This is a genomic window from Nocardia sp. NPDC055050 (assembly GCF_053608345.1).
In genome coordinates this window covers 15,551-34,082 of sequence record NZ_JBSGVG010000021.1, presented here as the reverse complement: position 1 = coordinate 34,082, position 18,532 = coordinate 15,551, and the positions used below count along the sequence as shown (strand labels likewise).

The 18,532-nt window shown below is 68.9% G+C and carries 20 protein-coding genes; 3 read left to right on the top strand and 17 right to left on the bottom strand.

Translation table 11 applies throughout. The features are described 5' to 3' along the window. Positions 1-209 precede the first annotated feature (209 nt). The gene (locus ACWGCN_RS21795; protein WP_378992491.1) at positions 210-458 is read right to left on the bottom strand and encodes a hypothetical protein; all 249 of its coding nucleotides are present in this window, start codon (positions 456-458) and stop codon (positions 210-212) included. A gap of 104 nt (positions 459-562) precedes the next feature. On the opposite strand from ACWGCN_RS21795, the gene ACWGCN_RS21790 reads away from it, so the two are divergent. Further along, a complete protein-coding gene (locus ACWGCN_RS21790; RefSeq protein WP_452459586.1) occupies positions 563-1,597 on the top strand; it encodes a hypothetical protein in 1,035 nt (344 codons plus the stop codon). Positions 1,598-1,669: 72 nt separating this feature from the next. Here ACWGCN_RS21790 and ACWGCN_RS21785 read toward each other — a convergent pair whose 3' ends face one another. Both ACWGCN_RS21785 and ACWGCN_RS21780 read right to left on the bottom strand, forming a co-directional pair. Next, a complete protein-coding gene (locus tag ACWGCN_RS21785) occupies positions 1,670-2,326 on the bottom strand; it encodes a nucleotidyltransferase domain-containing protein (RefSeq protein WP_452459587.1) in 657 nt (218 codons plus the stop codon). Positions 2,327-2,409: 83 nt separating this feature from the next. Then, entirely contained in the window at positions 2,410-4,011 is a 1,602-nt protein-coding gene (locus tag ACWGCN_RS21780) for a bifunctional phosphatase PAP2/diacylglycerol kinase family protein (RefSeq protein WP_452459588.1), read from the bottom strand. Positions 4,012-4,268: 257 nt separating this feature from the next. On the opposite strand from ACWGCN_RS21780, the gene gcvT reads away from it, so the two are divergent. Next, entirely contained in the window at positions 4,269-5,369 is a 1,101-nt protein-coding gene (gene gcvT / locus ACWGCN_RS21775; protein WP_378992496.1) for a glycine cleavage system aminomethyltransferase GcvT, read from the top strand. A gap of 55 nt (positions 5,370-5,424) precedes the next feature. Beyond that, positions 5,425-6,522, top strand: coding sequence for a branched-chain amino acid aminotransferase (locus ACWGCN_RS21770; RefSeq protein ID WP_378992497.1), 1,098 nt, complete (start codon positions 5,425-5,427; stop codon positions 6,520-6,522). 61 nt (positions 6,523-6,583) lie between these two features. Here the strand turns inward: ACWGCN_RS21770 and ACWGCN_RS21765 are convergent, their stop codons facing one another. The 14 genes from ACWGCN_RS21765 to fabG all read right to left on the bottom strand — a co-directional run bounded on the left by ACWGCN_RS21765 (position 6,584) and on the right by fabG (position 18,530). Further along, the gene (locus ACWGCN_RS21765; protein ID WP_378636506.1) at positions 6,584-7,297 is read right to left on the bottom strand and encodes an MBL fold metallo-hydrolase; all 714 of its coding nucleotides are present in this window, start codon (positions 7,295-7,297) and stop codon (positions 6,584-6,586) included. Between the two features lie 133 nt (positions 7,298-7,430). Then, positions 7,431-8,180 (bottom strand): adenosylcobinamide-GDP ribazoletransferase, encoded by a 750-nt coding sequence (locus ACWGCN_RS21760; protein WP_378992498.1) that lies wholly within the window; start codon positions 8,178-8,180, stop codon positions 7,431-7,433. Further along, positions 8,177-9,292: a nicotinate-nucleotide--dimethylbenzimidazole phosphoribosyltransferase gene (gene cobT / locus ACWGCN_RS21755; RefSeq protein WP_387447689.1), complete on the bottom strand. Its 1,116-nt coding sequence runs from the start codon at positions 9,290-9,292 to the stop codon at positions 8,177-8,179. Before cobT ends, ACWGCN_RS21760 begins: the two co-directional genes overlap by 4 nt. Positions 9,293-9,331: 39 nt before the next feature. Further along, positions 9,332-9,868: a bifunctional adenosylcobinamide kinase/adenosylcobinamide-phosphate guanylyltransferase gene (locus ACWGCN_RS21750; protein ID WP_452459589.1), complete on the bottom strand. Its 537-nt coding sequence runs from the start codon at positions 9,866-9,868 to the stop codon at positions 9,332-9,334. Between the two features lie 39 nt (positions 9,869-9,907). Beyond that, a complete protein-coding gene (locus ACWGCN_RS21745) occupies positions 9,908-10,876 on the bottom strand; it encodes an alpha/beta hydrolase (protein ID WP_452459590.1) in 969 nt (322 codons plus the stop codon). A 65-nt stretch (positions 10,877-10,941) separates the two neighbouring features. Continuing rightward, a complete protein-coding gene (locus tag ACWGCN_RS21740) occupies positions 10,942-11,493 on the bottom strand; it encodes a pyridoxamine 5'-phosphate oxidase family protein (RefSeq protein WP_452459591.1) in 552 nt (183 codons plus the stop codon). After that, positions 11,493-13,034 carry a phytoene desaturase family protein gene (locus tag ACWGCN_RS21735; protein ID WP_452459592.1) on the bottom strand — a complete coding sequence of 514 codons (1,542 nt, stop codon included), beginning with the start codon at positions 13,032-13,034 and terminating at the stop codon, positions 11,493-11,495. Before ACWGCN_RS21735 ends, ACWGCN_RS21740 begins: the two co-directional genes overlap by 1 nt. Continuing rightward, positions 13,027-13,779 (bottom strand): SDR family NAD(P)-dependent oxidoreductase, encoded by a 753-nt coding sequence (locus ACWGCN_RS21730; RefSeq protein ID WP_378992504.1) that lies wholly within the window; start codon positions 13,777-13,779, stop codon positions 13,027-13,029. The genes ACWGCN_RS21735 and ACWGCN_RS21730 overlap by 8 nt, the downstream gene beginning before the upstream one ends. Continuing rightward, entirely contained in the window at positions 13,763-14,155 is a 393-nt protein-coding gene (locus ACWGCN_RS21725) for a lipocalin-like domain-containing protein (RefSeq protein WP_379226505.1), read from the bottom strand. Before ACWGCN_RS21725 ends, ACWGCN_RS21730 begins: the two co-directional genes overlap by 17 nt. Before the next feature lie 3 nt (positions 14,156-14,158). Continuing rightward, on the bottom strand, positions 14,159-14,326 hold the full coding sequence (locus ACWGCN_RS21720) for a hypothetical protein (protein ID WP_379312633.1): 168 nt from the start codon (positions 14,324-14,326) through the stop codon (positions 14,159-14,161). Positions 14,327-14,335: 9 nt separating this feature from the next. Continuing rightward, positions 14,336-15,919 carry an acyl-CoA carboxylase subunit beta gene (locus ACWGCN_RS21715; protein ID WP_452459593.1) on the bottom strand — a complete coding sequence of 528 codons (1,584 nt, stop codon included), beginning with the start codon at positions 15,917-15,919 and terminating at the stop codon, positions 14,336-14,338. Positions 15,920-15,935: 16 nt separating this feature from the next. Then, the gene (locus ACWGCN_RS21710; protein ID WP_449970817.1) at positions 15,936-16,793 is read right to left on the bottom strand and encodes an alpha/beta hydrolase; all 858 of its coding nucleotides are present in this window, start codon (positions 16,791-16,793) and stop codon (positions 15,936-15,938) included. Beyond that, a complete protein-coding gene (locus ACWGCN_RS21705; protein WP_378992512.1) occupies positions 16,790-17,740 on the bottom strand; it encodes an aromatase/cyclase in 951 nt (316 codons plus the stop codon). The genes ACWGCN_RS21710 and ACWGCN_RS21705 overlap by 4 nt, the downstream gene beginning before the upstream one ends. A gap of 13 nt (positions 17,741-17,753) precedes the next feature. Continuing rightward, positions 17,754-18,530 carry a 3-oxoacyl-ACP reductase FabG gene (gene fabG / locus ACWGCN_RS21700; RefSeq protein WP_378992513.1) on the bottom strand — a complete coding sequence of 259 codons (777 nt, stop codon included), beginning with the start codon at positions 18,528-18,530 and terminating at the stop codon, positions 17,754-17,756. Between the last annotated feature and the right edge of the window lie 2 nt (positions 18,531-18,532).

Sequence of the window (18,532 nt, the reverse complement as noted above, 5' to 3'; positions counted from 1 at the left end):
CCGGTGGTCCGGGTACAGGCGGACCGGGTTACGGCGGTCCTGGCACCGGTGGTCCGGGCACTGGCGGGCCGGGATACGGCGGTCCCGAGCATCCGGATGGTCCCGATCTGGGCAAGCCCAATGACCAGGGCTGGGGTCCTGAAGGCAACCGCTGAGAAGTTGATCCCGAGGGGCGTGCGATGTCGTTCATCGCACGCCCCTCGTGCTGTTCACTCGCAGCCGATGCCGTCTCCGTCGCGGTCGAGGCCGTAGTCGTCGGGGCCGATCACCGTGACGCGGCCGGTGTAGACGGGGCCGTTGCCGCTACCGCCTTCGCAGTCCACATCGCTGACGATGGGCAGGCACGGGGTGTAGGAGGCGTGGCAGTTCGAGGGCTGCGCTGTTGCGACGGCCGGCGTGGCGATCGCGAACGCGAAGGCGGCGATGACGGCGGAACCGAGGGTGACGGCGTACTTCATGGTGCTCCATTCAATTATTCAGCGGCGCACAGTGTTTCACGGGTGGGTGATTTGTCGTAAATTTGCTTGTCGGTAGCATCGGGGGACTCGGACAAGGGGGAGTGATGCGGGGGAAATGGCGGGCGCTGTCGTGGTGGGCGCGGGGTGCGGTGATCGCGCTCGCGCTGGTTCTTGTGGTGACGCTGCCGGTGGCGGGGGTGGTAGCCGCCCTGCTGGTGCACAACATCGGCGAACAGTCCGAACAGGCGCGGACGCGAGGCAGAGACGCGGTCTGGCTCGGTCATGCCTGGGTGGACGGGCGCAAGACCGACGCCGATATCGACGGACTCGGGAAGTTGCTGGCAGGTACCGGAGTTCGGGATCTGTACGTCCATACGGGACCGTTGGAACACGACGGGAGTCTGCGCGACGATCTCGCACCGCGGGCGCAATGGTTTGTCGACGCGGTGCACGCGCGATTACCGGCAATTCGGGTGCAGTCGTGGCTCGGCGACATCGTGCAGCCCGAATTCGACGGCCTGGATGTGGAATCGGCGGCCTCGCGCGAGCGGGTGGTGGCATCGGCGCGGCGAGTGCTGGCCTACGGGTTCGACGGAGTGCATTACGACCTCGAACCCGTTCGGTCCGGGTCGCCGGGATTTCTCGCGCTGCTCGACGCGACTCGGGTCGTGACGTCGGGGGCGCACGTCCAGCTGTCGGTCTCGGCGCCGGTGATCGATCCGCTGCCCGGATTGCATTCGGTGGGTTCGGCTGTCGCCGATCACGGAAAATGGTGGAGCCAAGCCTATTTCGCCGAGGTCGCCCGTCGTTCCGATCAGGTGGCGGTGATGTCCTATGACACGGCGATGCCTACCCGAGCCCTCTACAGCGGGTATGTGGCGCAGCAGACCGGACTCGCCGCCGAGGTGACACCGGACGGAGTCGATCTGTTGATGGGAGCACCCGCCTTCTGGGCCGACGACCCGGGCCATCACGGTACTGCCGAGACCGTTGCCGCCGCGGTACGGGGGATTCGTCTCGGCCTGACCGACGCCGACGTCGGCCGCGCGAATTTCGGTGTGGCCTTGTATGTGGATTTCGCCGCCACGCCGCAGGATTGGGCCGACTATCGACGAGAATGGTGCCGGATGGCCGAATGAATTCGGCGACCGTTCGATTTCGGATCGGCGGTATCGCCCGGTCGCGGTTGGTTCCGCGCCGCCTGTTTGTCGCTATTCCGCAGTGGTGGGGACGACGGCGGGCGCGTAGATCTCGGTCAGCCATGGGTGATCCGGGTAGAGCTGGGTCAGCCAGGAATTCAGCCGGGTGAGCCGGTACTCGGGGAGAAGGGGCAGGACGCGGAGGAAATCGGCGTGGTCTTTGGGGCGGTTGGCTTTCGCCTTGAACAGCAGCACGACCTCGGGAACGAGATAGGGGATGCCGTTGGCCGTGGTGCGGATGAGTTCGGTGTAGGAGAGAGTGATCGTGGGGTCGCGGCGGCAGATCCAGGTATCGCCGTCGTGCGGTTCACGGAAGACGTCGAGATGGAAGGCGCCGGTGAAGGGGTCGCGCAGCCAGGTTTGATGGAGTTCGGGGTTGGACGCGGCCAGGGCATAGGGCCAGAGCTCGCCGCTGCCGACGACGTCCCATTCGTATTCGGGGAAGGCGGCGGCGATCTGGGGGAAATCCGTTCGGGGAACGGTGATTTCGATGTCGTCATGGGCGCGGGAGATCGCGCCCGCGAAGAGGTCGAGGGCCCAGCCGCCCGCGACGGCCCAGGGGGCCGGGCAGCTGGCGAGGCGGGCGGCGACCACGCTCGGGGTCCACGGGTCCCAGCGGCGGGCGGCTTCGGTTGCGGTGATCGGACGTCCCCCGTCCGGCGAGCTCATCTACCCATCCTCGGTACCCACGGCCGGGGGCGCAAGGCTGTTGTGGGCGATGGTGATCGAGACGAGACGGGTTTGTGAGGAAGTCAGCGTCGGCGGTCGGTGAGCCAGGCCAGGGGGCGGCGGTGGTGGGGTCGAGGGCGGTTTTCCCAGCGGGGGTTGTCCTCGTTACGGCGGTAGGCCGGGATCCGGCCCGCCACCGAGAAACGGAAAGTGGTTGCGATACCCACTACTTCGCCATCCGCGGCGACGGTGACAGGGGTTCTCGAGGTGACGGTGAGTTCGTGCATCTGACGTTCGCCGTAGACGCGGCTGTGCCCGATGGCGGCGAGCATCAGGGCGATGACGGCGCGGGTCCGGGAGAACCGCACATCGGCGCGGAGCCAGCGGACGTCGAGCAGGCCCTCGTCCAGGCGGGAGCGGAAAGCGGGCACAGCGCCGTGCGGGTGGTAGGGGCCGTTGCCGATGAACAGGAACCACATGTCGTGCCAGCGGTCGTCGAGCCGGATGTGGATCGGTTCCGCGCGGCGCAGCGTGACGACGAGGGCGGCGGCGAAGGCAGGCCACTTGCCCCAGCGGTCTTCCCACTTCTCGCGCAGGCGGACCAGCTCGGGGTAGGCGCCGATGCTCGCGGTGTTGATCCAATGGTGGGTGTAGGGGCCGTCGGTGGTGTCGAGTTCGACTGCGGCGATGTCGACTTCGACGGCTTCGCCGGTGCCGGTGGCATCGGCCACCTCGCGCAGGTCGTAGACGCCGAGGTCGCGGGCGAAGTGGTTCAGGGTGCCGGCGGGGATGACGACCAGGGGCAGGTTGTTGCGGACCGCGACGGCTGCCGCCGCGGCGATGGTTCCGTCTCCGCCCGCGGCGCCGACCGCGAGGACCGAGGTGCGGTCGCTCGCCGCGCGATCCGCGGTGTCGCTGTCGGTCGCGACAGCGGCGTCGACCGCTTCCTGCAACACCTCGACGGCGTCACGGCCGGGTTCGGTGCGTACCAGGGTCGCGGCGGGCAGGGCTTCGGCGATGTCCGCCGTGGGGTCGTAGGAGGAGTCGCCGGAGCGGGGATTCACCAGCAGCAGCAGACCTTTGCCGTCGGCGAGGATGGGCGCGTCGTGCACCACGTGCGCGTCGGCCTCGTCGGATTCGCGAATCGGCCACCAGCGGCGGGTGGTGAGAGCGACAGCTGTGCCGACGCCGGCGCCGACCAGCACGTCGGACGGCCAGTGCGCGCCGGTGTGGATGCGCGAGTAGGCGACGGCGGCGGCCACCGGCGCGACGGCGAGCGCGGCGCGCGGGCTCTCCAGGGCGACGGCCGTGGCGAAGGCGGCGGCATTGGCGCTGTGGCCGGACGGGAAGGACGACGACACCGGCGCGGCGACCAGCCTGCGGCCCAGCGGCATCAGTTCGGCCGGCGGCCGCCGCCGCGGGATCAGCGTCTTGAGCACGAGGTTGACGACGAAGCTGCTGCCACCCAGCGCGATGACGCCGCGCAACGCCGCCCGTCGCGGGGGACCCGGCTTCACCGCGAGCGCCGCCGCCACGGCCAGCCATAGACCGCCGGTGTTGGCAGACCGGGTCAACCGCAGCATGCCGCGATCGACCGACGACTCCGGAATACGGGACACCGCCCGGCTCATCGTGTCGTCCATCCGGGCGACATGGCCGAAGCGTGCTCGGGGCAACTCACTCACACCCAGAACACTACCGCCGTTGGGCGTCACGATCTTTCGACGCGGACAGCGTCACCCGTGCACCCCTCGGTGGCGGGACGCGCTGTTCGCCTGGCTGAGGCAGCCGAGGTCGATCGGTCCGGTCGAGCCGGAGACGCCGCTCCGACGGAGGTTCATGCCCGCGATCCTCGCACCGGCGGGCGACGCGCGAAACCGGTCGGATCCCCGCAATTACGGGGGCAGGAAGCGGTAGGCGCGCCGCCCGATAAACTCTGCCCATGACCGACACTGCGCTGCTCGAGGGCCCCATCCACGCTGTTCATGTCGAACTCGGCGCCACCTTCGCGCCGTTCGGTGGGTGGGAGATGCCCGTGCAGTACGCGGGCACGGTCGGCGAGCACACGGCGGTGCGCACCACGGTCGGGCTTTTCGACGTGAGCCACCTCGGTAAGGCGACGGTCGCGGGTCGGGGAGCTGCGGCTTTCGTGAACTCGGCGCTGACCAACGACCTGGGCCGGATCCAGCCGGGCAAGGCGCAGTACACCCTGTGCTGTGCCGAGGACGGCGGCGTGATCGACGACCTGATCGCCTACTACGTCAGCGACGACGAGGTGTTCCTGGTGCCGAACGCGGCCAACACCGCGGCGGTGGTGGCCGAGTTACGCAAGGTCGCTCCCGAGGGCATCACCGTCACCGACCAGCATCGCGACTACGCGGTGTTCGCGGTGCAGGGGCCCAAGGCCACCGAGGTGCTCACCGCACTCGGCCTGCCCACCGAGATGGAGTACATGGCCTACGCCGACGCCGAGTGGCAGGGCCGCCCGGTGCGCGTGTGCCGGACCGGCTACACCGGCGAGCACGGCTACGAGCTGCTGCCGACGTGGGCCGACGCGGAGCCGCTGTTCCGCGCCCTGATCGCGCAGGTCGAGGCCGAGGGCGGCCAGGCGGCCGGACTCGGCGCGCGCGACACCCTGCGCACCGAGATGGGCTACCCGCTGCACGGACACGAACTGTCCCTCGACATCACCCCGAACCAGGCCCGCACCGGCTGGGCCGTGGGCTGGAAGAAGCCGGAATTCTGGGGCAAGGCCGCGCTCGAGCAGGAGAAGGCCGACGGCCCGCGCCGTACGCTGATGGGACTGAAGGCACTGGATCGCGGCGTGCTGCGCCAGGGCCAGACCGTGCTCCGCGACGGTGAGCCGGTCGGCGAGACCACCTCGGGGACGTTCTCACCGTCGCTGAAGGTCGGCATCGCGCTGGCGCTGCTCGACACCGACGCGAAGCTCGAACCCGGCGACGAGGTGGAGGTCGACGTGCGCGGGCGCAAGCTGCGCGCCGCGGTCGTCAAGCCGCCCTTCGTCGACACCAAGACCAAGTAACTCCCCCGTAGTGGGGGCGAGACAGCACCGAATCGGCCCGGATAGGATTCCCACCATGACAGTCGCCGCACAGTTCACCCGTATCCCGCATCCCGCGCCCACCCCGGCGCAGCGGCGGGACGAGGTACTGGCGGCCCCCGGTTTCGGACGATTCTTCACCGATCACATGGTGTCGATCGACTACGCCGACGGCCGGTGGGGCAACGCGCGCGTCGAACCGTACGGCCCGCTCTCGATGGACCCGGCGACCATGGTGTTCCACTACGGCCAGGCGATCTTCGAAGGGCTCAAGGCCTACCGCCAGCCCGGCGGCGAGATCGCGACCTTCCGCATCGATGCCAACGCCGCGCGGTTCCGCCGCTCGGCCGCGCGCATGGCGATGGCGGAACTGCCCGAGGAACTGTTCATCGAGTCCGTGCGCCAGCTCCTCGACGTCGACGCCGACTGGGTGCCCGCGGCCGGTGGCGAGGACTCGCTGTACCTGCGGCCGTTCATGTTCTCCACCGAGGCGGGCCTGGGCGTGAAGCCCGCGTCGGCCTACAAATACCTGCTGCTGGCCTCGCCTGCCGGGGCCTACTTCCCGCGCGGTGTGAAGCCGGTGCGGGTGTGGCTGTCGACCGAGTACGTGCGCGCGGCTCCCGGCGGCACCGGTGAGGCGAAGGTGGCGGGCAACTACGCCTCGTCGCTGCTCGCGCAGGCGCAGGCCACCGACGAGGGCTGTGACCAGGTGGTCTGGCTGGACGCCTGCGAGCGTCGCTACGTCGAGGAGATGGGCACCAACAACCTGTTCTTCGTGTTCGGCACCGGCTCGGAGGCGCGGCTGGTGACCCCCGAGCTGTCGGGTTCGCTGCTGCCCGGTATCACCCGCGACTCGCTGCTCACCCTGGCCGCCGACTCCGGCTACCCGGTGGAGGAGCGCAAGATCTCGGTGGAGGAATGGCGCAAGGGCGCCGAATCCGGGGAGATCAGTGAGGTGTTCGCCTGCGGAACGGCGGCGGTGATCACGCCGGTCGGCTGGGTGAAGTCCGGTGAGGGTGAGTTCGCCATCGGCGGTGGTGAACCCGGTGAGGTGACGATGGCGCTGCGCGACACGTTGACCGGAATCCAGCGCGGCACCTTCGCCGACACCCACGGGTGGATGCGGACTCTGTAAGCGTCACAACAGCATTCGAGAGCGGGTCCCTGGCGTAGGGGCCCGCTCTTCTGCTGTTCGTTCAGCCCGGCATCAACGCCTGCCACTCGCCGAGGGACTTCGGACGCAGGACGTAGTTGGACTCGCGGACGGAGGACAGCGCGGCGCTGGGGGCTTCGGAGTACCAGTGGCCGGGGTAGACGACCGGGTTGCCGTCGAGAGCGGCGAGTTGGCGCAGGCTGCGGAACATCTCGTCGGTGTCGCCGCCGGGGAAGTCGGTGCGGCCGCAGCCGTCGATGAACAGGGTGTCGCCGGAGATGAGGCGGCCGTCGAACAGGAAGCACTGGCTGCCCGGGGTGTGACCGGGCGTGTGGAGTAACTCGATCTCGAAGGCGCCGACCTTCACCTTGTCGCCGTGGTCGTGGCCGGTCAGTTCGCTGGGGGCGATGCCGGTCGTCTGGGCGACCCAGTCCAGTTCGAGCTTGTTGACATGGACCGGGACGCTGGTCTTCTCGAGCAGTTCGGCCACGCCGCCGAGGGTGAAACCGAGCATGGTGCCGCCGACGTGGTCGGGATGATGGTGGGTGGCGAGCACGCCGGATACGCGCATGCCGTCGGCCTCCGCGACGTCGACCAGGTCGGCCGCTTGGTAGGCGGGATCGACCAGGAGGGTCTCGCCGGTCTCCCGGTCGCCGATCAGATACGCGAAATTGCGCATCTGCGTGGCGATCGGATCGCCGACGGCGTAATCCCGGCCGGACAGCAGCTGGCGGAAGTAGAGGCGCTCGGATGACATGCGCTCCACTGTATTGCCACCGGTGTGCTGGCGACGCACCCGAGTACCGTTGACCGGACGGTCTGTGGGAGCACACAATCGCCGATATCCTGGACTTGTGACCAGTACGAGTTTGCGGTAACTGAGCGTTTCGCTATAACGCCAGCGAGAAGCCCACTGCGGCAATCGAAACCGTGATCTCCACTACTGCGCCGAGAATATCGCCGGACAGGCCCTCGAAACGGCGGACACAGTGCCGGGTGACCACAACGGTCGCCGCGAGGGCGGCGATCACGACAACGGGGCCGAGCCAGAGGTTGTCTGGCACCGCCCACACCGCGATGCCGACGGCGATCGCGGTCCAGATCAGCACGACGGCGCGCGGCTGCGTGCCCGCGACCAACGCGCCGAAACCGGCGTCGGGGGCGGCGCGGATGCCGGTGCGGCACGCAGGCACGACGGCGACCCGGCTCACGGTGACGGCGAGGACGAGCGCGAGCCAGCGGTGCTGATCGGCCAGCGTCGCGAAAGCCACCGCTTGGACGGCGACGGCGAAGATGAGCGCGGCCACGCCGAACGGGCCCGCACCGCCGGACTTCATGATCTCGCGGGCGCGCTGGGGCGGACCATAGCTGCCGAGCCCGTCGACGGTGTCGGCCAGGCCGTCGAGGTGCATGCCCCGGGTGAGCAGGGCGAGCAGGCCGACGACGAGGAGACCGGCGAGCAGGGCGGTCAGGCCCGCGTTGACCAGTAACCAGAGGGCGCCCGCCGCGAACGCTCCGAGAGCGAGCCCGATCAGCGGGGCGAGCGAGATCGCGTGGCCTGCTGTGCGCCGGTCGACGACTGCCGGGCCGGTGATCGGGACGATCGTCAGCCAGGAAACCGCGAGCCGGAGCGCGTTCACTTGGCCAGGTCGACGGTGTCCGATTCCTCGGCCGAGGTGCTGACGCCCGCGTCGGCGAAGGTCGACATCTCGGCGAGGGTGGCGACCGCGGCCCGCAGGATCGGGAGGGCGGTCAGGGCCCCGGAGCCTTCGCCGAGGCGCATCTCGAGGTCGATCAGCGGGGTCAGGCGCAGGTGCTTCAAGGCCAGGTCGTGAGCCGGTTCGGTGGAGCGGTGGGCCGGCAGCCACCACGCTTTCGCGCCCGCGGCGAGGTCCTCGGCGACCAGGGCCGCGGCGGTGACCACGACGCCGTCGAGCAGCACGGGCGTGCGACGGACGGCCGCCTGGGCGAGGAAACCGGTCATGGCGGCGAAGTCGGCGCCCGCCGCGACGCGGAGCAGGTCGACGGGGTCGGTGGCGACCGGGCGGGCACGGCGCATGCCGTCGCGGATGGCGGCGACCTTGCGGATCCAGCCCCGGTCGTCGACGCCGGTGCCGCGGCCGACCGCGGCGACGGGTTCGGTGCCGGTGAGGACGGCGATGAGGACGGTGGCGGGGGTGGTGTTGCCGATGCCCATGTCACCGGCGACGAGCAGGTCGGCGCCCGCGTCGATTTCCTCGTCGGCGATCGCGCGACCCGCGGCCAGTGCGGCGGTGACCTCGGCGTCGGTGAGCGCGTCCTCGCGATCGATGGAGCCGCTCGAGCGACGCACCTTGTGCTGGGCCACCGACGGTTCGGTGTCACCGTCGACGGCGATGTCGACGACCCGCACGGTCGCGCCCGCCACGGCGGCCAGCGCGTTCACGGCCGCGCCGCCCGCCAGGAAATTGGCCACCATCTGCGCGGTGACCTCGCTCGGATACGCCGAGACACCGTGCTTCGCCACGCCGTGGTCGCCCGCGAACAGCACGACCCTGGCGCGTTCGAACTGCTGGGGTGGGCATACGCCCTGGCACGCGGCGACCCAGTTGCCGAGTTCCTCGAGTCGTCCCAGTGATCCGGCCGGTTTGGTGAGCTGCGTCTGGCGCTGCTCAGCCGCCGCGCGTACCTGCGCGTCCGGGGCCGCGACCGGGTCGAATCCGTGCGTCACTGGCAAGCCTTTCGGAGGTGGTACGGGGTGTTCGACGCCCATCTTGCCCGGATCACGGTGCACGGCGGCGACCGACCCGGCTCATTTCAATCGAAGCGGCAGCCCGGCGACGATGAGGTACGCCTCGTCGCACGCCCGCGCGAGACGCTGGTTCAGCGCGCCGATCTCGTCGCGGAACAGCCGCCCCGAGCGGGTCGCGGGGATCACGCCCATGCCTACCTCGGGCGATACGATCACCAGCCGTTCCCGGTAGGCCGCGACAGCCTCGACGAGCGTGTCGCAGTCGGGGATGACGGTGCCGCGCGGTGCGTCCCAGGCGTCGCGGGCGTCGAGGCGGGCGGTGAGCCAGGTGCCGATGTCGTCGAGCAGGGTCGCGGGCGCCGCGGTGGCGAGAACCGTTGCGGGCTCGGTGTTCTCGACGGTCGTCCAGTGTTCGGGGCGGCGGTCACGGTGGACGGCGATCCGGTCGGCGAAGTCGTGATCGGCGGGATCGACCACGGCGGTGGCCAGATAGCGAACCGAGGGTGCGTCGGTCAGCACGGCCTCGGCGAAGGCGGATTTTCCGGAGCGGGCGCCGCCGAGCACGAGGACGCGGGCCGAGGGGGACCTGTCTGACATGTCAGCACGGTAGCAATCGGCCACGGCGCGGCTTCGGAGTCAGGCCGACAGCGCGTCCAAGATCATCGGGCGAGCGGTGGTGAGGGCCTGTTGCCAGTACGGCCAGTTGTGGGTGCCGTTGACGATGTCGACCCTGGCGGAGACCCCGAGGGCGGTGGCCCGGTCGCGGAAGATGCCCGCGGCGACCACCGTCATCGCCTCGAGGCTCATCGCGTTGAGGGTGTTGCCGAGGCCGTAGGGCACATCGGCGGCGCCGGGGATGCCGTTGCCGGTGGTCACATAAAGGGGCAGGCCGCGCAGCCGCTCGACCTGGGCGGTGGCGTCGTTACGGGCCCACGCGGGATCGCCTGCCGGGCCCCACATGTCGTCGACATTGAAATTGCCCTCGTCGAGCATGGCAACGCGCATGGCCTGGTTCCACATCGGGTAGGTCGGGTTGACGAAGCCGGAGAACGAACCGGCGAAGCGGAACTGATCACGATGGTGGGCGGCGAGGGTGAGTGCGGCGTTGCCGCCCATGGACGCGCCGACGATGGCGTTGTTGGTACGCGAGACCCCATATCTGGCAAGGAAATCGGGCAGTTCACGGGTGAGGAACGTTTCCCACCGGTAGGTCGTCTTCTGGCCGTTGGTGCTGCTGGGCCGGTACCAGTCGGTGTAGAAGCTGGAGTGGCCGCCGACCGGGAACACCAAAGTAACGTTTTCGCCGGCGAATTGGCGCAGGGCATCGGTGTCGGTGGTCCATTGGCTGTGGTCGTCGGGAGCGCGCAGACCGTCGAGCAGATACAGCGCGGAGCTGCCGCCGCGCGCCGCCCATTGCACCTGGACCTTGATCGGGCCCATGCTCGACGGCACGATCAAATCCTCGAAGCCGCCTGCGGGCGTTCGTATCATCGGCGGCGCGGCAACGGCCGCGGCGGTGCCGATGGACGACACGACCACGGCCGTCGCGACGATCGCGAGAGCTCGGCTCAGCCGACGAGATCTTCCCCACCCAACGTTGAACACATCAGCCAGCTGATCAGTTTCCGATAGGCCGAGTCAAGCAGACTGTGCGACCTCACAGCCTGAACTCACCCGGTTCGGCGCGCCGAATGGTAAGGGCGGCAACCGGTGACGGTGCGGCCGTCGTAGCTGAATTCCAGGAACACCCGCCAGAGCTGGCGGACCCGGTGATCGGCCCACAGTCCGCGGGTCGGTTCGATGCGATAGAACACCTGCTGGCCTTCGTCGGGGAGTTTGACATTGTCGTAGAGCGAGATATCGGCGAGCCACGGGAACTGCTCGAAGCTCAGGGTGACGGCACGCTGGATCTCGGCGGGATCGGTGACCAGCGTGGCGCGACCCTGGATCTGCACCGAATGAATGGCGTGGCGACCCGCGAAACCGTCGGGTGGAAGATGGCTCACCACGTAGCTGACATTCGGATTCTGTTGCATCTGAGCGTGTTTGCGATTGAATTGGAAGGTGTGCATGTAGGCGATGAGACCGTCGGCGGCGATGTGCATGGCCGAGGTCGACGGCGCGCCCTGCTCGTCGATGGTGGCCAATGCGGCGAGCTCCTCGGTGCGCAGGAGCTCGGTGATCGCTTCCTGGACTTCGGCGGGGCCGGGTTCGATGTTCATCAGGCGCCCATCCCCAGGTCGGCGAGGACCGCCAGCGCGGCGGCTCTCGCGCCACCGGTGACACCCTGACCGGGATGAGTGGACGGCCCGACGAGATAGAAGCCCTCGGCGGGCAGCCGGTAGCCCATGTTCGGCAGCGGTCGCATACCCATGAACTGGAACAGCTGGCAGCCGAAGTGGCCGGGATCGCCGTCCACCCAGGCGTCGTTGTAGCGCTCCATGTCCAATGGGCTGTGCACCACCCGCGACAGCACCTGATCGGGGCCGATATTCGTGGTCATCTGCGCGAAGGTGGCGAAGACCTGATCGAAGATCTCCTCCTTGCGGCTGTCCCAATCGTCCTCGGCCAGCTCCATCGGGGCGTAACCGAGCAGGTAGAGCGTGTGATGCGGGATGGGAGCCCTGCTGGGGTCCCAGCGGGTGGCGGTCGAGACCGTCGGGATGGTGTGCACCGGTTCGCCGTATTTGAGCTGGTCGAAGGTACGCAGCAGGTCGGGCAGATCGAGGGCGACCTCCTGGAAACCGGCTTCGGTGACCTCCGGCCCGGCACGGAACTCGGGCGCCTCGCTCAGGACGAGATGCCCGGCGACCAGGCGGAAACCGGCGGACTTGATCCGGTCGACCTTGCGCTCCCACTCGGCGCCGAATCGGTGCTCCACCATCGCGGGCAGCTGCTTGATATTGAGGTCGGCCAGGACAGCGCGACGCGCGCTGAACTCGGTGCCGTCGGCGCAGCGCACCCCGGTGACCCGGTCGCCGTCGAACCGGAACCGCTCGACCTTCGCGCCGGTGTGGATGGTGCCGCCGTAGCCGCGCAGCGCGGCGGCGAGCGCGTCGGACAGTGACTGCGAGCCGCCCACCGCGAAACCCATGCCGTAGCGATGGATGAACGGCACCATCAGCAGCAGGAAGGCGCCGGTGCCGCCCTCGTCCGGCGAGATCAGCAGCTCCGACACCCAACGGCACAGGGCCGCTTTGACTTTCGGGTGCACGAACCATTCGTGGCAGACGTCGAGGTAGCTCATCATGAGCACCCGCATCGTCTCCTGACCGATCTCGGACTGTTCCAGCTGCGCGAACAGCGCGCCGAGCGGGGCCGGCGGGCGGAACATCGCGGGCAGCAGCTGGTCGAGCAGCGGGCTCGCGAATTCGTAGAAACGCAGGTAGTTCTCGGCGTCGACGGGGGAGATCCGCGCGATCGTCTCGGCCGTCTTGTGCACGTCGTGATAGAAGGCGATGAAGTCGTCGTCGGGGAACACCACCGACATGCTGGGGTCGGGATAGACATAGCTCAGCCCGTGCTCGGCGAGCAGGCCCAGTTCGTCGTCGAGGATCATCGGATTGCCGTGGATGAAGATGTGTGCGGCGGCGTGCAGGTCGTGCTGGTGACCGGGCAGGGTCACCGCCTCGCTGACGACGCCACCGCCGATCTCCGACTTGGCCTCCAGGACGACGACATCCAGGCCCGCCTTGGCGAGGTAGGCGGCGGCGGTGAGGCCGTTGTGCCCCGCCCCGACGACGATCACGTCATGGTCAGCCATGGTGTGCTCCGAGTCCGTAGCCGCCGTCGATGTCCCAGATCGAGCCGGTGACGAAACCGGCGCCCGCGGAATCGAGCAGGGTCAGTACCGGCGCCGCGACCTCGTCGGCGGTGGCGATGCGTTTGATCACGTTCGTGGCGACGACGCCTTCCTCCAGTCCCGCGATCGCCTCGGCGCCCGCGCGGAAGCCCGGGGTCTCGGTGATGCCGGCACAGACGCCGTTGACTCGAATTCCCCTGGGGCCGAGTTCGCTTGCCCACGTCGGCACCAGGTATTGCAGGGCTGCCTTGGTAGCACCGTAGATGCCGGTGCCCGGTCCCGGCTTGCGGCCGATGGCGGAGGAGATGACCGCGATCGAGGAACCGGTCTGCTTGCCCAGCGCGGGCACCGCCGCGGCGACGGTGGCGATGGTGCCGCGCAGGTTGACGTCGATGATCCGGTTCACTTCCGCCATCGGCTGGGCGAAAATCGCACCGGGAATGAGGATTCCGGCATTGCACACCAGGAGGTCGAGGCCACCGAACTGCTCGACCGCGTGGTCGACGGCGTGGTGCGCGGTGTCCGGATCGGCGATGTCGCCGCTGATCCAGGCCGCGCCCAGGGTGTCCGCCGCCTCGGCCAGTTCCTTCTCGCGGCGCCCGGTGAGTACCACCTTCGCGCCCTCGGCGACCAGCGCCGCCGCGATCGCGTAGCCGATGCCCTCGCTCGATCCGGTGATCAGAGCGGTCTTACCTTCGAATCGCATGCTTCTCCTGTGCTGCTTCGGCCCTGCGCCACTGCACGACGCGGCCGTTGTCGGGGGTGGTGCGGATGGTGAGCAGACCGTCGGTCAGCTCGGCGATGCGGACTTGTTCCTCGCCGACCCAGTCGGTGCGTGAGCAGACGAGGATGTGATGGCGCAGGACGCCGTCGTCGACGCTCCAGCGGCCCGCGTATCCCATGAACGCGGGTTCGCCGGGGGCGGTGCGCATCATCGCGACCGAGAGGTGGCCGGACGCGGTGTAGGTGAGGAACCCGGCGGGCTCGGCGCCGAGTGGGCCGGGCGTCGGCGTGCCCGTGGGATCGGTGTCGTGGAACGACGCGAGTTGCCAGGTGCCGATCAGATCGTCGGGTCGGGGCATGGGCTAGCGCCAGCCGCGCGGATCGCGAAACCGGGTGTAGGGCAACACCGCCTGGGGCGGCGACAGCTCTTCGGCCTGCTCGTCATAGGTCAGCAACACCGCGGCGACGGCGGCGATCATCTCTTCGCTCGGATCGATTCGGGAATCGACCAGCGCTGGGGAATCGGACATGTGGTCCTCCTACTGGGGTGGGTTGCCGTGCTTGCGCACCGGCGGCTCGGAATGCTTGGCGCGCAGCATGTTCAGTGATCTGATGAGGATCGAACGGGTGTCGGCCGGGTCGATGACGTCGTCGACCAGGCCGCGCTCGGCGGCGTAGTAGGGATGCATCAACTCGCGGGCGTACCCGGCAACGAGCTCGGTCCTGGCCGCGTCGGGGTCGCCGGCGGCGGCGATCTGCTTGCGGAAGACCACGTTCGCGGCGCCCTGTGCGCCCATCACCGCGATCTCGTTGGTCGGCCAGGCCAGCGCCAGATCGGCACCGACACTGCGCGAGTCCATGACGATGTAGGCGCCGCCGTAGGCCTTGCGCAGCACGATCGAGATCCGCGGCACGGTCGCGTTGCAGTAGGCGTACAGCAGCTTCGCGCCGTGCCGGATGATGCCGCTGTGTTCCTGGCCGACCCCGGGCAGGAACCCCGGCACATCGAGCAGGGTGACCAGCGGGATGTTCATCGCATCGCACATCTGGACGAAGCGTGCGGCCTTCTCGCTGGCGCTGATATCGAGAGTGCCTGCCAGACACTGTGGTTGGTTGGCGACGAAACCGACTGTCTGACCGTTCATCCGGGCCAGCGCGATGACGATATTGGCGGCCCAGCGTTCCTGGATCTCCAGATACGCGCCGTCGTCGACGATTTCGGCGATCACCGCGCGGATGTCGTAGGGCGTGGTCCCGGTGTCGGGGACGAGATCGCCGAGCGCGGGGCATGGCCGATCGACCGGGTCGTCGGTGGGCACCACCGGCGGCAGTTCCCGGTTGTTCTGTGGCAGAAAGGAGAGCAGGTAGCGCACATCGGCGAGGCAGGTCGCCTCGTCGTCGTGGACGAAGTGCGCGACACCGGAGCGCTCGGCGTGGATGTCGGCGCCGCCCAATCCGTCGAGGGTCACCGATTCGCCCGTGACGGCGGTGACCACCTCGGGCCCGGTGATGAACATCTGCGCGGTGCCGCGCACCATCAGGACGAAATCGGTCAGGGCGGGGGAGTAGGCGGCCCCGCCCGCACAGGGCCCCAGCATGACGCTGATCTGGGGAATCACCCCCGAGGCCGCGGTATTGCGCCGGAAGATGCCCCCGTAGCCGGCCAAGGCGGCGACACCCTCCTGGATCCGGGCGCCCGCACCGTCGTTCAGCGACACCAGCGGCGCCCCCGCGGTGATCGCCAAATCCATGACCTTGTGGATCTTCTCGGCGTGCGCCTCGCCCAGCGCACCGCCGAAGATCCGGAAGTCGTGGGCGTAGACGAAGGTGGTGCGTCCGTCGACGGTGCCCCAGCCGGCCACCACGCCGTCGGTGTAGGGCCTGCTGTGCTCGAGGCCGAACCCGGTGGCCCGATGCCTGCGCAACGGTTCGAGTTCGGTGAACGAGTCCGGATCGAGCAGCAGCGAGATCCGTTCGCGGGCGGTCAGTTTGCCCTTGGCGTGCTGGCGCTCGGTCGCGGCCGGATCGGGGCCGAGCTCAGCCAGTTCCTTACGCAGGCGCAGTTCGTCGATCCGGTCGAGGTCACCGTCGGAGGTGAACGGCAGCGTGTATTCCTCGGTCACAGCGGTGTCCTCTCGCTCAGGCCGCGATGGGGTCGAGCAGGCAGGTTTCGAAAAAGGCCAGCGCACTCGTGTGATAGGCCCTGGCCGCCCAGCCCAGGCTGATGTTGTGGCCCGCCTGCGGGACGCGGGTCAAGCCGCGGCGGGGCGCCGAGGCGAGCAGGGCGGACAGGTCGGCGAGCGCGGCATCGTCGGTGCGCCACCACTTCTCCTGCTCGGCGAAGCTGAACCGCACCGGAATCCGGATGCGATCGGCCAGTTCGGCGAAGGTCTGCGGCCAGGCGGCGGCGTCGACCAGTTCCAGCATCGGCGTCGAGTCCACCGCCGCGCCCGACCGGGCGAAGGTGCCGGGCGGATACAACTGGAGATCGCCCCAATTGCGTTGCCACATCTTGGTTTCGGTGTCCTCGCTGTAGAGGTGCCCGCAGCCCGAGACGTCGACGCCGCAGAACTCGCTCTCGGTCGCCATGGTGAGGGCGAGCTTGCCGCCGAAGGAGTGCCCGAGCAGGAACATCCCGGCGCCGACCTCGTTGTCGGCGGTGAAGTCGGCGAGCGCGGCACGCACGGTCTCGGCCTGGTCGGTCAGCGACTGACCGTCCGGCAGGGCGTCGACCGAGGCACCGTAGCCGGGACGGTCCAGTGCCAGCACCGCGTAGCCCAGCCGGGTGGCGGTGCTGAGCAGCGACACGTCCGGGTGGGCGCGGCCGTGGAAGTACGCGGCGGACATCCCTGCCCCGTGCAGGGCGACGATGGTGGCACGAGGCAGGGCCAAGGCGGGCGTACTGAGCAGGCCGGACATCGGAATTCCCGCCGCGTCCAGGGTGATCCGGTGCACGCCCGGGGACAGGAGCGCCGCGCTCGCCTCTGCGGAGCTCATGACCGTTCCTCGGCGAACTTCTTGGCATGGGCCAGGGTGGCCATGCTGTTGGTGCTCAGCGCCCGCTGCACGTACTCCCTCGCGGTCGCCACATCGGCGTCGGGACCGAGGACGGCGGTGATGTTGTCGGTGTTGATCACCACGCTGTGCTGCGACGACACCGCCACCCCGCCCTCGGACGGCCGCACGGTCCAGTACCCGGTGTGCAGCGTCATCAGCGCGGGCATGGTCAGCTGCTTGTAGGCGATCATGGTGTCCGGGAACACGATGCGATACGACATGGTGCGGTGCTGGGAACCGTCCATCGCCACCGTGTCCATCGCCAGTGACTGGATGCCGGGACCCGGTTCGATGAGCTCGACCCCCGCCACATGCGGCAGCCGCTCCGGCCACAGCTGCGCTTGGCTGATGAACCCGAACACATCGGCGGCCGTGCCCGCCACCTCGACGGTGTCCTCGAAGGAGAACGTCGCGTCGGTGCCCGCGTCGCCGAGTTCGATATTGCGCTTCAGCGCGGCGAGCTCGGTGGTCGAATTGCGGTCGACCACCTGGTCGATCCAGCTCAGCTGGTCTTCCTCGGTGGCCTGGTAGTCGTGCAGCAGGCGTACGTTGCTCCGATTCACCGAGAGCGCCTCGATGATCCAGGTGCCGCCCATCGCGGCGATCGGCGCGCTGCTGACCTCCTGGCGGAACTCGATGCGGCGTTGCTCCGGATCGAGTACCCGGCGCGAGACCCAATGCTTGACGCTCTCGCCCGCGGTGGCCCAGATCCGGATGCGCTGCTCGCGGTCGTCGTTGTCGAGGTAGTCGGCGAAGATGGTGGGCGGGAACAACTGTGGCCAGTTCTCCACCTCCGCGAGCAGCCGGTAGACGGTCGCCGCGGGCGCGGCGATCTCGATCGAATGCTCGGCATGGCCGGTGGTGGTGACGGATACGGATGCGGACATGGTCGATCCCCTTTCAGTAATTCCCGAGTCCGCCACAGACATTCATCGCCTGGGCGGTGATGGACGCGGCGGTGTCGGAGGCGAGATAGCCGACCAGGCCCGCCACTTCCTCCGGAGTGCAGTAGCGGCCGAGCGGGATCTTGGCGGTGAACTTCGCCATCACCGCGTCCTCGGTGCTCTGCTGCAGGCTCGCGTAGTTGCGCCGAACCTGCTGCGCCATCGGCGTTTCCACGTAGCCGGGGCAGACCGCGTTGACGGTGATGCCGGTCGGCGCGAGCTCGTTGCCGAGCGCCTTGGTGAACCCGACGACACCGTGCTTGGACGCCGAGTACGGTGCGCCGAGCACCACGCCCTGCTTGCCGGCGGTCGAGGCGATGTTGATGATCCGGCCGCGGCTGCGGTGGCGCATCCCGCCGGTGTTGAGCACCTCGCGCGTCATCCGGAAGACGCTGTTGAGGTTGGTGTCGATGACGTTGTCCCAGATCTCGTCCACCAGGTCCGCGGTGACGCCGCCGCCGCTGATACCCGCGTTGTTGACCAGCACGTCCACCGGGCCGAACCGGGCGGTGGCGGCTTCGATGAACTCGTGCACCGACTCACCCGAACGCACGTCGACGGCGCTGCCGTCCACCTCGAGGCCGGCTTCGGTGAACTCCTTGACGGTGGTGGCGACGTTCTCCGCGGTGCGCGCGCCGAGGTAGACGGTGTGCCCGTTGCCGGCGAGCAGCCGGGCCACGGCCAGCCCGATACCGCTGGTGGCACCGGTGACCACTGCGTGCATTTTCGACATGA